The sequence below is a fragment of the Agaribacterium haliotis genome (assembly GCF_002312815.1).
Classification (GTDB): domain Bacteria; phylum Pseudomonadota; class Gammaproteobacteria; order Pseudomonadales; family Cellvibrionaceae; genus Agaribacterium; species Agaribacterium haliotis.
Window position 1 is genome coordinate 153,660 of the sequence record NZ_NKQJ01000009.1, and the last position, 17,222, is coordinate 170,881.

A 17,222-nucleotide genomic window follows, 5' to 3' on the forward strand; every position below is an offset into this window, starting at 1 on the left:
TTAACGGGGCCGAATTTTGCCTAGCGCTGCGGTGCACAAAAGTAGCAGCGCAGCTACGCTGACGATGGTTGGCCCAGTTGCACTGTTAAATACAAACGACAGCGCCATGCCCAAGCACAGCGCCGCCGTTGCAAAAGCAACACTGAGTAGAGCCATCGCTTCAGGTGAGCGGCTGAGAAGCCGCGCAGAGGCCGCTGGGATGACCATCAAAGCCGTGATTAGCAGGACCCCAACCATGCGCACAGCGATGGCAATAACCAGCGCGGTAATCAGCATCAACAGGGCGTTGAGCCAAGCGCTGTTGTCGCCTTCAACCTGGCTCAATTCTTTGCTGATCACAAGCCCGAGCAACGCGCGCCAGTAATAGATAAGCAAAGCCAGGCACAGGGATGAAGAGATACTTACGGTAAGTAAGTCTTTGCTATTTACGCTCAATATGTCGCCGACTAAAAAGCTCATCAGGTTGAGCCGCTGATCGGCAAAAACACTCATCGCGAGCAGGCCGACGGCTAAGCTCGAATGAGAAATTATGCTGAGCAGGGTATCGCGGGGCAGTTTTCCATCTCGGCCAAAGGCCGCCATTAACAAGGCGATAAAGGCGGCCAACAGCAGCGTTGCGAGGCTGATATTCAGCTCGAAGGCGAGCGCTAAGGCGACGCCGATCAACATGCTGTGGGCAATGCTGTCACCAAAAAAAGCCATGCGCCGCCACAGTACAAAACAGCCGAGCGGGGCGAGGCTAAATAACAATACCAAGCCGGTAAGTAGGGGTAATAAAAACAGTTCAATCATGGTGACAACTTGAATTGCAGCGCTCTACATCACCGTGCAGGTTGTGGTGGTGATCGTGATGGTGGGTGTAGACCGCGAGGTTTTGTGATCCGTGCTGGCCAAATAAGCTCAAATATTCGGGGTGCTGGCTGACACTTTCCGGCTGCCCTTCGCAGCAGATGTGCCCATTCAAGCACAAAACCCTGTCTGTCTGCGCCATCACTAAATGCAGGTCGTGGCTGACCATCGCGATGCCGCAGTTAAGTTGCCCGCGTATTTTACCTATAAGTTCATAGAGTTCGACCTGGCCGGTGATATCGACACCTTGCAGCGGCTCGTCGAGCAGTAGTAAGTCGGGCTTGCGCGCGAGTGCACGCGCGAACAGTACGCGCTGAAATTCACCGCCGCTTAAGTCGTGCATCTGCCGGGACCACAGCTGCTCGGCACCGACGATAGTTAAGGCCTCGTGGTAGCTTGTTTTGGGCGCGCGCGAGAGGCTTAAAAAGCGGCTGACTTTAATGGGCATGGATTTGTCCATGCTCAGTTTTTGCGGAACATAGCCGAGCACAAATTGACCGTGTTGTTCACGTGTGCCGGAACTTGCCGGAACCAGCCCGGCCATAATCTTAATTAGCGAGCTTTTCCCGGCGCCGTTTGGGCCGATAATGCTGATGATTTCATTGCGGTGAATGCTTAGATTGATGTTGTCGAGCACCGTTTGCTCGGCAAAGCTCAAACACACCTGTTTGAGGCTGATAAGGGTTTCAGCAGCTTGGCTCATGAGTTTCGAAAACTTGTTTGACTTGTTTTTATCGCTTCGTCGCTGCGGCGACAGTGTTGACAGAGGCCGAGTACCTCTAACATTTGCTCGTCTACCTGAAATTTCATTTCGTTGGCGCTCAAATTGACAGCCTGTTGAAAAACGCTGTTGACGACCTCGTTTGCCTGCTTGCATTTGCGGCAAATAAATAGGGCCGGCATGCTGCCCGCCCTGGTTTGATTTCGGGCGAGAAAGGCATTGAGGCTGTGCACGCGGTGAATGAGTTCGAGCCTCTGTAAAAACTCTAAGGTCCTGTAAACCGTAGGCGGCCCAATTTTTGTTCGCCCGCTAAGTTGTTCTAGCTCGGCAATAATCTCGTAGGCGCCTATCGGTTTGCCCGCCTGCCAAATAATGCGCAGCACCTGTTCACGCAACTCGGTGAATTTTGAACCGTCTTGCTCACAGGCTTTTTGAGCGGCGCGCAGAGCTTGGTCGAGGCTTTGAGAATTGTGGCTGCGCAAAACTTGGCTTGGCATGAGTCGCTCAAAATAGGGCAGGTTATGATATTATATATCGTTTTACGGCTTCGATTTTGAAACTTAGTGAAACCCGCGGGCTGGTTGTTAGCCTTATTGTGCTGCTCGGCCAGCTTTTTCTCTCTACTCAGTCTCGTGCGGACGTATTAAGCTCGATACGGCCATTGCAATTGCTCGCAAGTGATTTAGCGCCGCAATCGGTGCGCAGCGATGCACTATTAGGCCCCAGTGACTCTCCTCACCATTATGCCTTAAAACCGCGTGACTTGTTGAAACTGCAGCAGGCGGAGCTTTTTATTTGGGTTGGCCCCGAGTTTGAAAGCCTAATTGCCAAAGCGGTAGAGAAGCAGGTTGATGATCAACATTTGCTTACGCTAGACAAACTTGCTGATGCGGAACTGCATTCTGCAAATAAGCATTCTTCAAATAACCACGCCCATCAACACGGGCAGGAAACTCATCTGTGGTTGAGTTTTGTACACAGCCGGCAGTTTGCCGAGCGCATCGCTGAGAAGATGATTCAGCACTACCCTAAGCAGCAAGCACAGATTAAACAAAAGCTCGACAATTTACTCAGCGACTTAGATCGCGAATACCACCGGGCGAAGACTCTGTTTAGCAGTTCAGATAAGGCTTTTGCCGTTTATCACGATGCCTGGGGGCTCTATGTAAACGAACTCGGCCTCAAACAGAAGTTTGCCGTGAATCAACTGCCCGATCAGCAGCTGCACGCGCGTCAGCTCTACGAACTAAAAACCCAGGCCCGGGGCTTGAGCTGTTTGATTGCCGATGTCGACGAGTTTCAGGCGGCGCAGAAATTGGCCGCGCGTATTGATATGCAGCTTGTTGAAGTAGATTTACTTGCGGCCCGTTTTTCAGTGCCGGCTGAGGGCAGTGCTTACGTTGCTTATATGAAGAGCATTGCCGATGGTTTTCAGCGCTGCATAGAGCTTTAGCTCCGTATAGCCGGTTCTGCGTTGAGCTTGCTCTGCTTCTTTTTAGGTAGACACGCTCTAATCTCCGCGATTCCGCGAAATACCTTCATCCGTGGATATATGCTCTCCAATCATCCATGATTCCGCGCTATACCATCCATCCATGGATATATGCGCTCCAATCATCCGTGATTCCACGCTATACCTTCATCCGTGGATATATGCGCTCCAATCATCCGTGATTCCGCGCTATACCATCCATCCATGGATATAAAAAAAGGCCCCGCATGTTGCCATGGGGGCCTCTATAAAATTGCCTAAGTAGCACTACCAGCTCTACTTGAGCAAGGGGGTGGGCTTTGCAGTACTACTCAGCTCTGCGCGGCCCGGAGACGTGGAGACGTATAACTCAACTTGACCTAGAAGGCAGTTGCCCTTCCTTGCATACACCTATAAATCTGGCTGCAAGAGGAAACTGAGTCGGTCGACCTCTGTTTCCCTTAAAAAACGCTACCGGGCGATCTCGCCCTGGGTGCTTAATTTGCTAAAGAAGCTTCTACTTTTTCAGCAATCAGCGCGTCGAGGTTGGCAGAGATCTCTGCATTCATTTGATCAACGCGTTTGTTTAATTCAGCGGTTTGATGAGCGGTGGCCTGGAATTTCAGGGGCTCGACTGACCAGCTTGTGCCGGCACCTTTGTCCGCCAGAGCGAGTTCAACTTTTTCAGCTTTCACTTCGCTAGAAGGATTTGGGGTACCAACCTCACCAGCCAGTACGCTATTCGCGGCAAATAAGACGCTGAGTACGGCTAAAAGTTTCATCTAAAAATTCTCCTTGTGAGAGTTGGGTTGGTTACCGATGAGCTCGAATGTGAGCTTTCTCGTACAAGTTGTTACCTTGTGTTACCCATAGTAACGATTTTTTTGGTTATTGCAAGTGCGTTTTTTATGCAGGCTGGTATTTTTATAAGTTGAATCAACGTTACAGGCCTTATTTTGTGGGGTTCTGCGCAATTCGGTGCTCAAAATGTGATCTGTGTGACATTTAATCAATGTTACCGTTACAAGTGTTACCCTTCTTTAGAAAAACAAATTCTATGCACACATTGCGCTGTTTCTGCACAGTTTTGTCTGTCATTTAATTTCGGTGCTCGGACTTAAACGCGCTTTTGTATATGCTTGCGCCTCCACTTACTAAGGCCTTCTCTTTTTATGTCGCAAGCCCCTTTAATACTCGTAGACGGTTCTTCTTATCTCTATCGCGCTTTTCACGCAATGTACAAAGCGGACCTGCGCAATGCTCAAGGCTTTCCAACCGGAGCAATTAGAGGAGTGGTGGCGATGCTCAAGCGGCTAGAGAAGGATTATCCCGAAAGCCCTGTTGCAGTTATTTTTGATGCAAAAGGTAAGACCTTTCGCGACGAGATTTACAGTGAATACAAGGCGCAGCGCCCGCCGATGCCCGACGATTTGCGTGAGCAAGTTGAGCCGCTGCACAGCATTATTCGGGCGATGGGCTTACCGCTAATCATTGTTGAAGGTGTGGAGGCGGACGATGTTATCGGCACCTATGCGCGCCAAGCCAGTGACAAAGGTTTGCCGGTTGTTGTTTCGACAGGCGATAAAGATATGGCTCAGCTGGTCAATGAGCAAGTTACCCTGGTGAATACGATGACGGAAACCGTTATGGATATTGCCGGTGTCGAGCAAAAGTTTGGTATTGCTCCAGAACTTATTATCGACTTTCTCGCGCTAATGGGCGACAAAGTCGACAACATCCCCGGTGTTCCCGGGGTTGGAGAAAAAACCGCCCTGGCCTTATTGCAGGGTTTGGGTGGTCTCGACAGCATATACAGTCGCCTCGATGAAATTGCCAGCCTGGACTTTCGCGGCAGCAAGAGCATGGCCAAAAAGCTCGAGCAGCACAAAGACAGCGCCTATCTCTCCTACGAATTGGCGACGATCAAAACTGACCTCGAGCTCGAGCAGGATGTGGAGCAGCTGCAGCCCGGGGCCGTCGACAAAGAGACCCTGCTGAGCTGGTTTACCGAGCTCGAATTTAAAACCTGGATTGATGAGTTAGAAAGTGGCGCCGATGGGCAGGTGGTTCAGGCTGAAGAAATCGACAAGCACTATGACTGTGTTTTAGATGAGGCATCGCTGCATGCTTGGGTAAAAAAGTTAAAGTCTGCCGAGCTGTTTGCGTTTGATACTGAAACTACCTCACTTAACTATATGCAAGCGAGAGTGGTTGGAGTCAGTTTTGCTGTAGAGCCAGGAGAGGCCGCCTATGTGCCATTTGCACACAGCTATGTCGGTGCTCCGGAACAGCTCAGCGAAGAGACGGTGTGGGCAGCTTTGAAACCTGTATTGGAAGATGCCAGCCTGGCTAAGCTTGGGCAGAACCTTAAATACGATAGGAACGTACTGCTAAACCACGGTATTGAGCTTCAAGGCATACGCCACGACACCATGCTTGAGAGCTACGTGTTAAACAGCAGCGCCGGGCGCCACGATATGGACAGCTTGGCTGAGCGTATTCTCGGTTTGAAGACAATTCACTTCGAAGATATTGCCGGTAAGGGTGTGAAACAACTGACCTTTGATCAAATCGATCTTGAGCAGGCCGCTCCTTATGCCGCCGAAGATGCCGATATCACCTTGCGTTTACACTTAAAACTTTATGAAGCCTTAGAAAAAGAGCCGGATTTACTCGCTCTCTACGAAGAGCTTGAGCGGCCCCTGCTCGAAGTGTTGAGCCGCACCGAACGCAATGGCGCCTTGCTCGATTCTGATCAGCTGCGCCTGCAAAGCCAGCAACATGCAGCGCGCATGCAAGAGATTGAAGCCAAGGTCTACGAACTGGCCGGAGAAGAATTTAATCTGGCGTCCACCAAACAGCTCGGCGCTATTTTATTTGATAAGCTCGGCTTGCCGGTAATTAAAAAAACCAAGAAGGGCGCGCCGTCGACGGCTGAAGAAGTCCTGCAGGAACTGGCGTTGGATTACGAGCTGCCTGCACAGATTATGCAGTTTCGCGCTTTAGCCAAGTTAAAAAGCACTTACACGGATAAGCTGCCAACGCTGGTCGATGCCGAGGGCCGCGTGCACACATCCTATCACCAGGCGGTTACCAGCACTGGGCGCTTGAGCTCCAGCGACCCCAACCTGCAAAACATTCCTATCAAAACAGAAGAGGGGCGGCGCATACGCCAGGCCTTTATCGCTCGGCCGGGTTACAAAATCGTCGCGGCCGATTACAGCCAAATTGAATTGCGCATCATGGCGCATTTAAGTGCTGACAAAGGCCTTTGCTCGGCGTTTGAGCAGGGCCTCGATATTCACCGAGCTACCGCTGCCGAAGTGTTTGATGTGGCACTGGATGAGGTAAGTGTTGAACAGCGGCGCAATGCCAAAGCAATCAACTTTGGTTTAATTTACGGCATGAGTGCCTTTGGTTTGGCCAAACAGCTGCATATCAGTCGAGTCGATGCGCAGTTGTATATAGATACCTATTTTGCCCGCTACCCCGGTGTCGCCGACTATATGGACAATATCAAAGTCAAAGCGGCGGAGCAGGGCTGGGTTGAAACCATTAAAGGCCGCCGCTTGTATTTGCCCGAGATTAACGCACGCAACGGCATGCGCCGGCAGGCGGCGGAGCGGCTTGCGATCAACGCGCCGATGCAAGGAAGTGCCGCGGATATTATCAAGCTGGCCATGCTCGAAGTGGATCAATGGCTGCAGCAAAGTACAGTTGATGCCAATTTGATTATGCAGGTACACGATGAACTGGTACTTGAGGTCGCCGAAACCCAGCTGGAAGAAGTTAAAGACAAACTCTGTGCACTGATGAGCTCAGCGATAGAGTTAAGTGTGCCGCTGTTGGTCGAAGCCGGGTCCGGTGACAACTGGGATGAAGCGCATTAATTTTTTAAAAAGAAGTGAACTTTTCTCAGCGGCAGCTATCTGAGTAAGCAGAACATGAAGTTTCTCCATGACTTCGTGTACTTCCCCCCAAAGTAAGCTTTAGCTCGCGCCAAAAACGCGGGCTTTTTTATGCCTACAGGAAGTAGGTACTGAGCGCTTGCACGGATGCAAATGAGCGGTGCCTACAGGAACTCAGGTACTGAGCGGTTGCAAGGATGCAAATGAGCGGTGCCTACAGGAACTCAGGTACTGAGCGGTTGCAAGGATGCAAAAGAGCGGTGCCTACAGGAACTCAGGTAATGAGCGCTTGCAAGGACGCAAAAGAGCGGTGCCTACAGGAACTTAGGTACTGAGCCGCTTGCAAGGATGCAAAAGAGCGCAATAAAAGCTCGTTTTTGCGCTTAATCAAGCAATATTCTCTGCCGGGCGCTGCTTTAAAAACTGTCTCCAACGCAGTGATGTGGATCAAAACTCAAATTGACAGTGTAACTAGCATCAACTGCACAAATATTGAGTTTGGAGATTTAGAGATGCACGTCCCATATTACGGAGAGCAGCAAGAGGCGCAGGCCGTTATCGCTCAGTTGGCCGCCGAACAAGTACAGCGAGAAGAGCAAGACCAAGAGCAGCACAACGACGAAGCCATCAGTGTTGCCAACGAACTGTTGTACTGCGTGTAACACGGCTTAGTTTTCGTCAAACAGACCTTCTACCATCATCCAGCTGGCAATGCGCTGCTCAAGCTTGTCGACACCGTCGCCCTTGAGCGATGAAAATGTCTGTGCGCTGACAAGGTCTTCAACTTGAGCTTCGCGAAGCTTCTTCTCAACTTCCAACAGCGTATTTTTGGCGGCGCCGCGTTTTAGCTTGTCGCTTTTGGTTAGCAAGATGTGGCTCGGCAGCTCGGCTTCAACGGCCCAGTTTAAGATCATCACGTCACCTTCTTGCAGCGGGTGGCGGATATCCATAACAATAATCAGCCCCTGCAAACTCTCTCGTTTTTGCAGGTACTCACTCATATTTTTTTCCCAGGCTTTTTTCATTGCCAAAGGCACTTTGGCAAAACCGTAGCCAGGCAGGTCGACCAAGCGTAAATCTTCGCTTTTATTGAGGTTGAAATAGTTGATCAGTTGGGTTCGGCCCGGGGTTTTACTGGTGCGAGCGAGCTTGCCGTTGCGTGTGAGCTTGTTTAAGGCACTGCTTTTGCCGGCGTTTGAACGCCCCGCAAAGGCAACTTCAACGCCGGTTTCGGCCGGACATTCACGAATTGACGGCGCGCTGGTTAAATATTGCGCAGATTGAAACTTAATCTTGGACATGCGGGTCGAGGGCTTAGCCGTATCGGTCAGGGCGGTATATAATGCGGTCCAAGCTATAAAAATGAAAGCAGAGTCGCTGCAACAGCGGCTGTGGAAGAACCGATTTCCTTTATTAAGAGCGTCTAGATTCGATGAAAAACAAACTCTTTGCTTCTTTGCTAAGCGCAGGCCTGCTGATGTCTGCTACATCTGCCATGGCTGCCGGCGACGCAGCAAAAGGCGAAGCAATGGCCGCGCCCTGCGCAGCTTGTCACGGTAGCGACGGCAACAGCCCTTCTCCGATGTTCCCTAAAATTGCGGGCCTCGGTGAGAAGTACCTCACTAACCAGTTAAAGATGATCCGCGATGGTGAGCGCAATATCCCAGAGATGGTGGGCCAGCTCGACGGCAAAAGTGATCAGCAACTCGCCGATATGGCCGCGTTTTTCAGCAGCAAAAGCACTCAGTTGGCCGGAGCCAAAGATGCAGAGTTAAAGCTTAATTCGGGTGAAGTGGTCAGCGCACTTGAGTTTGGTGAGCAGGTGTATCGCGCCGGCAATCTCGAAACCAAGGTGCCGGCCTGTACCGGTTGCCACAGCCCGCGTGGCCAGGGCAATCCGCCTGCCGGTTTCCCTCGTTTGAGCGGCCAGTACGCGGAGTACATTGAAAAGCAATTGCTGGCTTTCCGTTCCGGTGAGCGTTCGACCGATGGCGAAGCGAAAATTATGCGCTCTGTTGCGGAACATATGAGCGATGCTGAGATCAAAGCCGTTTCAGCTTATATCTCCGGTCTCTACTGAGTCTAAGATATAACTCACAAATGCCCGCTAAAGCGGGCATTTTTATGTTCAGCTTGACGTCATTTAGCTTATTTATATTTATACTCAAGCGCTAAACCTAAGATTCAGGAGTCCCTATGCGTTATTGGATGTTGTTGCTTGGTTTTTTTGTCTCTCTAGCCGCCTGTGCTGAAGACAAAAGCTCGGCCATAGCTGCGGAAAAATATGTTGAAAACAAACACTACACCAAGCTTCTAGCGCCAGTACCCACGATTGTTGGCGAAGACAAAGTTGAAGTGACCGAGGTGTTTCGTTTTGGTTGCCCCGCCTGCGCACGCTTTGAAGTCGCTGCGAAAAAGTGGTCTGAGAGAAAAGCCGATTACGTCGAGCTGGTGAAAAACCCGGTAGTTTGGAACAAAGACACCAAAATTCGCGCGCAAGTTTATTTCACTGGTAAAAAGCTCGGTGTGGGCCAGGAAACCGCCGATGCGATGTTTGCAGCGATTCACAACAAGGCCAGTGATCCAAAGGCCGCTTATAAAGCGCTGTTAAAAGAAGACGATATTTTTGCCATGTTTGAAAGCCTCGGTGTCGAGCGCGAAAAAGCTGAAAAAATGTACAACAACTGGACGGTAAAAAGCATGGTTAACCAGGCCGATGGCCGTGCGCGCGCCTTTGCTATTGCCGGTACACCAGAGATCTTTGTTGATGGCCGCTATCGCATTACCACGTCTATGGCTGGAAGCTATGAGCAAATGCTCGATATTGCCAGCTGGCTTGCCGCTAAAATTGCCGCAGAGCGCGGTATTCAATAAGCGCTGCACCCTTTGTACTGAACCTTGTGTACCGAAAAAGCCGCGCTTGTCGCGGCTTTTTTGTGCCCACTGTTTGAGTATTTACGTGTTGTATTTGAGTTGCTACAGGCAGCAAGCCCTGATCTGGGCTAAAACTTATTAAGTTAAGTTTCGCTAGGTGGGCCATGAGCAGCGCAAACAGCTATAAAGACAAATATCTACGTGCGCTTGATGAGCAGGAAAAAACTGAGAAGCGCTTTGCTTACCAATTAGAGCAACTGAAGAAAACCATGCTGCAGTTGGCGACGGCTGCATCGGGCATGGATACCCAACTCGATGCATCCGTGCTGCGCTTAAGAGAAATTATGCGCGGTGGCAGCGGCGCCCAAGCCATCGAGCAACTCGAACAAGTCCAGCGCGCGGTGCAGCAATTTGAGCAGCAGCGCAGCCACGAAAACAGCAAAGCGGTGCAGGCAATGCAGTTACTGCTGGATCAATATCAACGCCTGCAACTGCCCAACGACCTGAAAAAAAGCTTAACCGGTTTTCACAAAGCGCTAAACAAGCGCCTGAGTAATTTTCGCCAATACGCGCCAGCTCTGGAGGAGCTAGCCAAACTGCAGTTACTTGCGCTCGAAGCGGCCAGCGACGATGCTCCGGGTCTCTGGCAGCGCCTGAAAGGCGGGCGCAGTCTCAGAGTTGAGCAGCAAGCTCAGCCTGAAACACAGAAAACACCGATATCTGAACAGGGCGACAGTGACGAGCAAGCCTTGCACATACCAGAACAGGCTCCAGCTCAAGCCCCCCCAATAAGTGACACTGCGCTGGCTAACAGTGCTGCAACACTGGTTCAGGATGAAGACAGTTATGCCGCCGTTGCCGAGCGTATCAATCGCACGCTTGCCAAGCTTGTCGATAATATTGAGCCGAATGAAAATATTCGTCACCGCATCGATATTGTGCGCCACCGCCTTGCCCGCGGCATGGACTGGTACGTATTGGCCATCACCCTCGAAGATATACGCGATATTCTGACCTTGCGTTATTTGCAGGCCGAAGACGAGTTCGGCCTGTATCTAAACCAACTCAAAGAAGAGCTTGGCGATATTGGCGAAGCGCTCGCGGCCGCCGTTGAAAAAGAGAAAAATCAAAACGGTGAAGCCGCGCAGTTCGCCGACAAAGTACAACAGGGGGTTGAGCGCATGAAAGCCTCGGTTGAGGCAACGGATAAAGTTGATGTGCTTAAGTGCGAAGTGAGCTCGAGTTTGCAGTTTATTCACGACGCGCTGCAGCAGTGGCAAGCCCAACCCAAAGATGCACTGCAAGAGCAATTGCAAACGCTGGTCAAGCAAGTGCAGCATTTCAAAAAGGAAAGCGAGGCGACAAAACAAGCTTTGGCGGAACAGCGTCACCTGGCCACTCACGACCCCCTAACTTCGTTGCCGAATCGAGAGGCCTATTCAGAGCGAAGTTATCAGGAGTGGCAGCGTGCGTCCCGCGATGGTTTGCCGCTAACACTGGCGGTGTGTGATATCGACCACTTTAAGCGTATTAACGACAACTATGGCCACCAGGCCGGCGACAAGGTGCTGCAGCTTATTTCGTCTGTTATCGCCAAGCGCCTGCGCAACACGGACTTTATTGCGCGCTACGGTGGTGAAGAATTTGTAATGTTGTTGCCCAATACCGAGCTTGATGCAGCGTTGAAAGTACTCGATAAAATTCGTGCCCTGGTTGAAAAATCCTCGCTGAAATTTAAAGGTGAGCCGCTGCAAATAACTATCAGTTTTGGTTTGGCACAATTAAACAGTGACGAGCAAATAGAGCACTGTTTTGAGCGCGCTGACGCCGCGCTTTATCAAGCCAAAGAGCTCGGCCGCAACCGCTGTGAGCTCGCAAGCTAGCGCCCATAGATGCTTAGCAAAAATCTAACGGATGCGCCCGCCTATTGTGATACTGCCATAACCGCCGGAACCGCGATAACCGCCACCGTAGGAATTAAAACCCTTGCTCATGGTGATGCTGCCGTAAACCTGAGGCTGCGAGCAGCTGCTTAGGCCAAAACAAAAAACAAGCAATACAAATAGTCGGGACATTGAGCTTAGCATTATTCTTCCCCCGCTTTGGGCCAGGTTTGCAGAGCCAGGCCAGCGCCCGACGGGTCGCGAATCAGTGCCACATGACCGCCGATTTCACGTTTTTGTTTGGCTACAAGAATATCGCCGCCAAGTTGTTCAACTTTGCTCAGCATTTTGTCGAGGCTGATTTCGTCTTGCACACGCACATAACTAACCCACACGGGTTCTAAGTCTGGAATAGGCTGGGCCATCACGCCAAAGCGCTTTTGCCCCTGCGAGCTAAAGCTTGTATAGGCGTAGCTGAGATGATGCTGTTCGGCTTTTAGCGGTGCAAGGCTCTGATAAAACTGCTGAGCTTGATTTATATCGCTTGTCCACAGTTCATTCCAAAGAAAGTCGCCAACCCGCGGGAAGCCCTTGTCGGCAGGGTCGCCGTAGCGCGTTTCGAGCAGTGCACTGAGCGCGCCCTGTTTATCTTCGATAACGACAATTTTGCCGCGTTCACCGAGTTCAACAATATTGCCATGAGTGCGACCGCCCATGCTCTTTACCGTAGCCACAGCGCTTTTGATGTCAGTGACGGACATCAGCGTAAACCACTGGCTGATATCGACTTTAGCGCGGATTTTGCGCTGATCTATCATGCCGCCTATTAGGCGACCTTTGTTGCGAATCAGAGTATAGGGCAGTTCGCTGTTGCCAAGTTCTAGACTCACCGGCTCAAACTGCCAACCGAGCAATTGCTCATAAAAATGCTGAGTTTTTTCCGGGCTTTCGGTCAATAGGTCGTGCCAAACAATCTTGCCGGGTAATTTAAGCTGATTTTTTTCTTCGCTTAGCGCTGGCAAATTATAGTGCTGATTTTGACAGCTGAGCAGTACAGATGTAAGTACCGCAATAAGTAGTAACAGCAGGGGTTTAAAAAGACGGGAGGGCATCGAGCAATCCTTTGGCCATACAAGCATCAAAGGCGCATTAAATACTAAAGCTTAAGGGAAGTAAAAACTCAGATAAAACAAAAGCGCCCTTGCGGGCGCTTACATAGAAACGCTTAGAAGCGGAAAGAGCCAGTCAGACCGATCTCTGAATCGTCGCCGTCATTCGCAGTGCTGTAGTCTAGGCGCAGATCAAAGGCCGGGGCAACAAACCAGTCTGCATAGATACCCCAATCAGTTGCGTCGTTATCACCAACAGAGGCATAGTCGATCATTGCACCAATGCCGAGATCGTTGTTGATGTAATAAGTCAGGTCACCACCAATCTTGCTACCTGAATCATCGTCGGTATCGATGTAGCCGAGGTAGGCGGTATAGCCGAGTTGGCCAGCCACGCCGTGCATTCTGGCCGTTAGGTTGTCTGGCGCATTATCGGCATCGGTGGTGTCATAAATAAAGACCAGGTCCATCATATCGTTCAGGTACCAACCAAAACCGATACCGTAGTCAACAACGTCGCCGCCGTTGTCGCCGTACATGGCTTCAACGATCCATTTTTCGCCAATGATAAAGCGGCCATCTAGAGCAAAAGCATCGTCAACATTGTCTTGGTCAACATTGGTGTAGTCGAGGCCAACACTCGATGCTTTATTCAAAAATGGTGCTTCGTTGCGGGGGCCGACGCTTGCGTCAACATCTTGGAAATAAACATCGCCAAACAAAGTGTATTTATTGAAGTCATCGCCGGCATCTGGAGAGTACTGGTCGATGGTCAGACCAACTTCAGCGCGGTAGGTATCAGCGAATGCAGCAGAGCAAGTGAGAGCTGCGATGGTTGTAGCCAGTGCAATTTTTTTCATCATTACATCCTTTCTGTAACTTTTGGAGCAAGCCCTTTGGAGTGGAGCTTTAATAGTGATCAGAGAACTTAGCCCTAAATCGGGGCAAATGTAACACCGCTTCTCATACGTTTAAATGAAAAATTAAGCATTTTGAACCAAAGTGGCGCGCTTTTCGTTATTGTGCTCGTTGCTTGGGCAAAAGTTCCAATTTATTCAAATAATCCCCGATTTTTAGCTGATTTACGGCGTTTTTTTTGGCAGCAATATGTGGTTGTGCATGCTTTGTTTGGCTGCTTGTTGCGCTGCTTTGTAGCTGCTGTGTTAGCCTTGCTCGATGAATTTTCCCTGTGTTTATGTTTTTTATTTAGATGGCCATTTGTCGCACGAGCTAAAAGCTCAGGCGCGAGCCTGTTTGAGCCCAGATGAATTAACGCGTTTTGAGTGCATGCGCTCACCGGATAAACGCTGGATTTTTGCCGTTGCGCGTTTGTTGCTGAAACAGCAGCTGGCTAAAAAACAGGCCTGCGACATTAGCGATGTTGTGATTGAAATAGAGGCAAGCGGCAAGCCCGTTTTGCCTTCTTCGAGCTGGCACTTCAGCTTGAGTCACTGCGACAAAGCGATTGCTTTTGCCATTGCCGAATTTAATCTGGGCCTGGATATCGAAGACAGGCAGCGCAGAGGGCAGCACTGGCGCCGACCACACAAGTTTTTATCAGCGGAGCTTGCCGAGCAGATTGTGGCTTTGCGCAACGATATGCAGCAGCAGTTGGCTTTTTATCGTTTCTGGACCCTGATGGAGGCGCAAGTTAAATGGCAGGGTTCGGGCATATTTCAACTCAAAGAGCACTTTCTTGCACCTTCTGCTTTGCTTAGTCGCGATGGCCTCAGTGAGTTAGAAGCCTATCAGTACTTCAGCAAGGCCTTAAAAAATGAGTTGCAACTGGCTTTGTTCTGGCGCGGCGAGTCAATGATGCCGCGCTTATTTGAATGGCAAGATGGCGTTTTTAACGAGTTTCAGTAAGCCCAGCGCAGTTACTGAAAACTCGGAGCCGGAAACTCTGGCGGCGCTAGTTTAGTAAATAAAGCCGGGCTTAAGTCAAAATAAAGCTCGATCACCGCTTCGGCGTTTTTCGGGTCGGTACACCAGGCGCGGCGCAAGTGTCGGCCGTTTTCAATAAAGGCTTCCTGGTTAAACATCAACAGGCTTTTTAGGCGAATGTAATCGCGCATTTCGGTTTCGCTGTAGACAAGCCAAGCAGAGCCCGGCTGTTTGCCATCGCCGCTAGCGCTAATGCTTTGCATCAGCCCTTGAATAACCTGCCGGTGAAAATTGGCTTGATCAAAGTCGCCTTGTAACTTGTTGCAGTTCCATGCACCAAAATGCCCCATTAGGCTAGTGTAGTTTTTTTGTAACAACGCCTGCGACAGCTGCAGGCAAAAGCCGTAGTTGTCTTCAGCAAGTGTATTTAAGATGGCGAGGCCCGCTTCGTGCTCGCTGCTGTCCCAGGGTTGGTAGAGCGCTGTCAGGCTATAAGCTTTGCGCAGGGCAGTGTAGTCTGCGTGCGCTGCATCGCTTTTTATTTGTTCAATTTGTTGCTGATACTTGTTGAGCGCTACGTCTTCAGCACTTACAGGTTCAACTTTGTTAGGGTTTTGACTGCAAGCAAACAGTATAAGTGTCAGGCAGAGACAAAAAATACGCATCGTCTAAAGTTCCAGTAGCTGTTAGCATGGCCGGCCTAAGTGGGAGGTCGAGATGTTAAGCCCAAGTGACAAGAAGCTAAAGCCCCAACAGCTGTTATTGGCCATGGTTTTTTTGATGGCCTTTGGATTTGCGAGCTGGCAGGTATTACTGAATAACTTTGTTATTGAGCGCGCAAACTTTAGCGGGGTCGAAATCGGCATCTTGCAGAGTTTGCGCGAGGTGCCCGGTTTTCTAGCCTTTACAGCGGTGTTTCTACTGCTGATTATTCGCGAACAGCGCCTGGCCTTATTGAGCTTGGTGCTGATGATGCTCGGAGTACTGCTGACCGGCTTCTTCCCGTTCTCCATTGGCCTTTATTGTACAACCGTGCTGATGAGCATTGGTTTTCACTACTACGAGACAATTAATAAAAGCCTGACTTTGCAGTGGCTGGAAAAAGAGCACACTGCTGAATTTATGGGCAAAGCTTTGAGTGTAAAAGCCCTTGCATCGCTGAGTGCTTACGCTTTGATTTGGCTGCTAATGGGCTACTGGGGCGTTGATTACCTTTGGGTTTACGCAAGTGTCGGCGGCCTTGGCCTTATTGCTGTGTTATTGCTTTGGGCACGCTTTCCTTTATTTGAGCAAAAAGCTCAGCAGCACAAAAAGCTTATTTTTAGGAAGCGCTACGGTTTGTATTATGCGCTGGTCTTTATGAGTGGTGCGCGCAGGCAGATTTTTGTTGTATTTGCCGGTTTTTTAATGGTTGAAAAATTTGGTTACAGTGTCAGCGATATCAGTGCGCTTTTTATTGTTAACTATTTGTTTAACCTGTTTTTTGCTCGCCGTATCGGCCGTTTTATTGGTCAGTGGGGTGAGCGGCGTGTACTGATTATTGAATACCTCGGCCTTATTGCCGTATTTAGTAGTTACGCTTTGGTAAATGACTCAAAAGTTGCCGCCGCGCTGTACGTTATTGATCATATGTTTTTTGCGCTGGCGATTGCCATCAGTACATATTTTCAAAAAATTGCAGATGAACGAGATATTGCAGCAACAGCCAGCGTGAGTTTTACCATTAACCACATTGCTGCGGTATTTATCCCGGCTTTACTCGGTGTGCTGTGGGTCTACAACCACAGTCTGGTGTTTTGGGTTGGCGCCGGTTTTGCGCTGTGCTCTTTGTTCTTGGCCTTATTGATTCCATCTAAACCAGAAGCGGGAAATGAGTGGCTTGTATTTAAGCCCGCAAGCAACAACGCGAGTTAAGTGTTTGCGCCGGCTTAACGCCAATAAAACGTTTTAGTTTAAATCTTCATCGCGCCAGAACTTGTTGCCCTTGACGGTTGCTTCCAGTACTAAACCGCGTTTGCTGAACTGAAAGATACGTATGCCGTGGCTTGCGGTTTCGATATCAAACGAGCCGCCTTTTTCCAGGGTTTGTGCGGTTGCATCGGCGCGGCCGCCAAAAAACCAACCTTTATCGCAAAAACTTTCCATGGTATCTGGGTTCGAAAATACAATAATAAAACGCTGATCTTTGACTCCGGCGCCGAGGCCGAGGCCGAGTTCGGCCATTTTCATATAGACCTTGTGCTGGCCCTGGTTGTAATAAACAACGCCGTTACCGCCACCTAAGCTGGCTAAAACCACACTGACATGAGCATTGCTAAATACTCCGTATCCCGCGGCGTTTGTGATCAGCTCTTTATTCGCGGGATCCGCAGCGTAGAATTCGGCCAGAGTCTGTTCGGCCATGGTATCTATTTTGGCGCGCTGGGCTTCAATGTCGCTTTTGGCGTCAACACAAAAAGAGAAGCCGAGAAGCAGGTTGAGTAGCAATACGCGCCAGGGCAGGCAGTTTAATAAAAATTTCAT

18 protein-coding genes are annotated in these 17,222 nt (G+C 50.0%); 8 read left to right on the plus strand and 10 right to left on the minus strand.

Translation table 11 applies throughout. The features are described 5' to 3' along the window. The 3 genes from CFK45_RS12015 to CFK45_RS12025 are packed head-to-tail and all read right to left on the minus strand — an operon-like array spanning nt 1 to nt 2,067. Nucleotides 1-792, minus strand: a complete 792-nt coding sequence (locus tag CFK45_RS12015; RefSeq protein ID WP_096086683.1) for a metal ABC transporter permease — start codon at nt 790-792, stop codon at nt 1-3. Beyond that, the gene (gene znuC / locus CFK45_RS12020) at nt 785-1,552 is read right to left on the minus strand and encodes a zinc ABC transporter ATP-binding protein ZnuC (protein ID WP_096086684.1); all 768 of its coding nucleotides are present in this window, start codon (nt 1,550-1,552) and stop codon (nt 785-787) included. Before znuC ends, CFK45_RS12015 begins: the two co-directional genes overlap by 8 nt. After that, the gene (locus CFK45_RS12025; RefSeq protein ID WP_096086685.1) at nt 1,549-2,067 is read right to left on the minus strand and encodes a Fur family transcriptional regulator; all 519 of its coding nucleotides are present in this window, start codon (nt 2,065-2,067) and stop codon (nt 1,549-1,551) included. The genes znuC and CFK45_RS12025 overlap by 4 nt, the downstream gene beginning before the upstream one ends. Before the next feature lie 56 nt (nt 2,068-2,123). On the opposite strand from CFK45_RS12025, the gene CFK45_RS12030 reads away from it, so the two are divergent. Next, nucleotides 2,124-3,023, plus strand: a complete 900-nt coding sequence (locus CFK45_RS12030; RefSeq protein WP_158224686.1) for a metal ABC transporter solute-binding protein, Zn/Mn family — start codon at nt 2,124-2,126, stop codon at nt 3,021-3,023. Nucleotides 3,024-3,538: 515 nt separating this feature from the next. Here the strand turns inward: CFK45_RS12030 and CFK45_RS12035 are convergent. Beyond that, the gene (locus CFK45_RS12035; protein ID WP_096086687.1) at nt 3,539-3,823 is read right to left on the minus strand and encodes a hypothetical protein; all 285 of its coding nucleotides are present in this window, start codon (nt 3,821-3,823) and stop codon (nt 3,539-3,541) included. Nucleotides 3,824-4,213: 390 nt separating this feature from the next. On the opposite strand from CFK45_RS12035, the gene polA reads away from it, so the two are divergent. Next, nucleotides 4,214-6,931, plus strand: coding sequence for a DNA polymerase I (gene polA, locus CFK45_RS12040; RefSeq protein WP_096086688.1), 2,718 nt, complete (start codon nt 4,214-4,216; stop codon nt 6,929-6,931). 530 nt (nt 6,932-7,461) lie between these two features. Continuing rightward, a complete protein-coding gene (locus CFK45_RS18475; protein ID WP_158224687.1) occupies nt 7,462-7,611 on the plus strand; it encodes a hypothetical protein in 150 nt (49 codons plus the stop codon). Between the two features lie 6 nt (nt 7,612-7,617). Here the strand turns inward: CFK45_RS18475 and yihA are convergent, their stop codons facing one another. Next, entirely contained in the window at nt 7,618-8,250 is a 633-nt protein-coding gene (gene yihA / locus CFK45_RS12050; RefSeq protein WP_096086690.1) for a ribosome biogenesis GTP-binding protein YihA/YsxC, read from the minus strand. A gap of 131 nt (nt 8,251-8,381) precedes the next feature. Between yihA and CFK45_RS12055 the strand changes: the two genes are divergently transcribed. The 3 genes from CFK45_RS12055 (at nt 8,382) to CFK45_RS12065 (ending at nt 11,706) form a co-directional block, all read left to right on the plus strand. Then, a complete protein-coding gene (locus tag CFK45_RS12055; protein ID WP_096086691.1) occupies nt 8,382-9,029 on the plus strand; it encodes a c-type cytochrome in 648 nt (215 codons plus the stop codon). Between the two features lie 116 nt (nt 9,030-9,145). After that, nucleotides 9,146-9,823, plus strand: coding sequence for a thiol:disulfide interchange protein DsbA/DsbL (locus CFK45_RS12060; protein ID WP_096086692.1), 678 nt, complete (start codon nt 9,146-9,148; stop codon nt 9,821-9,823). Nucleotides 9,824-9,987: 164 nt separating this feature from the next. After that, on the plus strand, nt 9,988-11,706 hold the full coding sequence (locus tag CFK45_RS12065) for a GGDEF domain-containing protein (RefSeq protein WP_096086693.1): 1,719 nt from the start codon (nt 9,988-9,990) through the stop codon (nt 11,704-11,706). Between the two features lie 24 nt (nt 11,707-11,730). Here the strand turns inward: CFK45_RS12065 and CFK45_RS18480 are convergent, their stop codons facing one another. From CFK45_RS18480 to CFK45_RS12075, 3 genes are all read right to left on the minus strand, one after another. Continuing rightward, entirely contained in the window at nt 11,731-11,898 is a 168-nt protein-coding gene (locus CFK45_RS18480; protein WP_158224688.1) for a hypothetical protein, read from the minus strand. Between the two features lie 11 nt (nt 11,899-11,909). Continuing rightward, nucleotides 11,910-12,818, minus strand: coding sequence for a VOC family protein (locus CFK45_RS12070; protein WP_096086694.1), 909 nt, complete (start codon nt 12,816-12,818; stop codon nt 11,910-11,912). Between the two features lie 113 nt (nt 12,819-12,931). Beyond that, the gene (locus tag CFK45_RS12075; protein WP_204378467.1) at nt 12,932-13,675 is read right to left on the minus strand and encodes a putative porin; all 744 of its coding nucleotides are present in this window, start codon (nt 13,673-13,675) and stop codon (nt 12,932-12,934) included. Nucleotides 13,676-13,991: 316 nt separating this feature from the next. On the opposite strand from CFK45_RS12075, the gene CFK45_RS12080 reads away from it, so the two are divergent. Beyond that, nucleotides 13,992-14,681 (plus strand): 4'-phosphopantetheinyl transferase family protein, encoded by a 690-nt coding sequence (locus CFK45_RS12080; protein ID WP_096086696.1) that lies wholly within the window; start codon nt 13,992-13,994, stop codon nt 14,679-14,681. Nucleotides 14,682-14,692: 11 nt separating this feature from the next. Here CFK45_RS12080 and CFK45_RS12085 read toward each other — a convergent pair whose 3' ends face one another. Next, complete coding sequence (locus CFK45_RS12085; protein WP_096086697.1) at nt 14,693-15,364, minus strand: DUF4919 domain-containing protein; 672 nt, start codon at nt 15,362-15,364, stop codon at nt 14,693-14,695. 52 nt (nt 15,365-15,416) lie between these two features. Here CFK45_RS12085 and CFK45_RS12090 point away from each other — a divergent pair, with 52 nt between their 5' ends. Further along, on the plus strand, nt 15,417-16,613 hold the full coding sequence (locus tag CFK45_RS12090; RefSeq protein WP_096086698.1) for an MFS transporter: 1,197 nt from the start codon (nt 15,417-15,419) through the stop codon (nt 16,611-16,613). 33 nt (nt 16,614-16,646) lie between these two features. On the opposite strand, the gene CFK45_RS12095 is transcribed toward CFK45_RS12090, so the two are convergent. After that, nucleotides 16,647-17,222 (minus strand): lipid-binding SYLF domain-containing protein, encoded by a 576-nt coding sequence (locus tag CFK45_RS12095; RefSeq protein WP_096086699.1) that lies wholly within the window; start codon nt 17,220-17,222, stop codon nt 16,647-16,649.

Bases quoted from the DNA above. Each gene is read 5' to 3' on its own strand.
- CFK45_RS12015 (WP_096086683.1), bottom strand. From the start codon at position 792: ATGATTGAACTGTTTTTATTACCCCTACTTACCGGCTTGGTATTGTTA.
- znuC (WP_096086684.1), bottom strand. From the start codon at position 1,552: ATGAGCCAAGCTGCTGAAACCCTTATCAGCCTCAAACAGGTGTGTTTG.
- CFK45_RS12025 (WP_096086685.1), bottom strand. From the start codon at position 2,067: ATGCCAAGCCAAGTTTTGCGCAGCCACAATTCTCAAAGCCTCGACCAA.
- CFK45_RS12035 (WP_096086687.1), bottom strand. From the start codon at position 3,823: ATGAAACTTTTAGCCGTACTCAGCGTCTTATTTGCCGCGAATAGCGTA.
- polA (WP_096086688.1), top strand. From the start codon at position 4,214: ATGTCGCAAGCCCCTTTAATACTCGTAGACGGTTCTTCTTATCTCTAT.
- CFK45_RS18475 (WP_158224687.1), top strand. From the start codon at position 7,462: ATGCACGTCCCATATTACGGAGAGCAGCAAGAGGCGCAGGCCGTTATC.
- yihA (WP_096086690.1), bottom strand. From the start codon at position 8,250: ATGTCCAAGATTAAGTTTCAATCTGCGCAATATTTAACCAGCGCGCCG.
- CFK45_RS12055 (WP_096086691.1), top strand. From the start codon at position 8,382: ATGAAAAACAAACTCTTTGCTTCTTTGCTAAGCGCAGGCCTGCTGATG.
- CFK45_RS12060 (WP_096086692.1), top strand. From the start codon at position 9,146: ATGCGTTATTGGATGTTGTTGCTTGGTTTTTTTGTCTCTCTAGCCGCC.
- CFK45_RS12065 (WP_096086693.1), top strand. From the start codon at position 9,988: ATGAGCAGCGCAAACAGCTATAAAGACAAATATCTACGTGCGCTTGAT.
- CFK45_RS18480 (WP_158224688.1), bottom strand. From the start codon at position 11,898: ATGTCCCGACTATTTGTATTGCTTGTTTTTTGTTTTGGCCTAAGCAGC.
- CFK45_RS12070 (WP_096086694.1), bottom strand. From the start codon at position 12,818: ATGCCCTCCCGTCTTTTTAAACCCCTGCTGTTACTACTTATTGCGGTA.
- CFK45_RS12075 (WP_204378467.1), bottom strand. From the start codon at position 13,675: ATGAAAAAAATTGCACTGGCTACAACCATCGCAGCTCTCACTTGCTCT.
- CFK45_RS12080 (WP_096086696.1), top strand. From the start codon at position 13,992: ATGAATTTTCCCTGTGTTTATGTTTTTTATTTAGATGGCCATTTGTCG.
- CFK45_RS12085 (WP_096086697.1), bottom strand. From the start codon at position 15,364: ATGCGTATTTTTTGTCTCTGCCTGACACTTATACTGTTTGCTTGCAGT.
- CFK45_RS12090 (WP_096086698.1), top strand. From the start codon at position 15,417: ATGTTAAGCCCAAGTGACAAGAAGCTAAAGCCCCAACAGCTGTTATTG.
- CFK45_RS12095 (WP_096086699.1), bottom strand. From the start codon at position 17,222: ATGAAATTTTTATTAAACTGCCTGCCCTGGCGCGTATTGCTACTCAAC.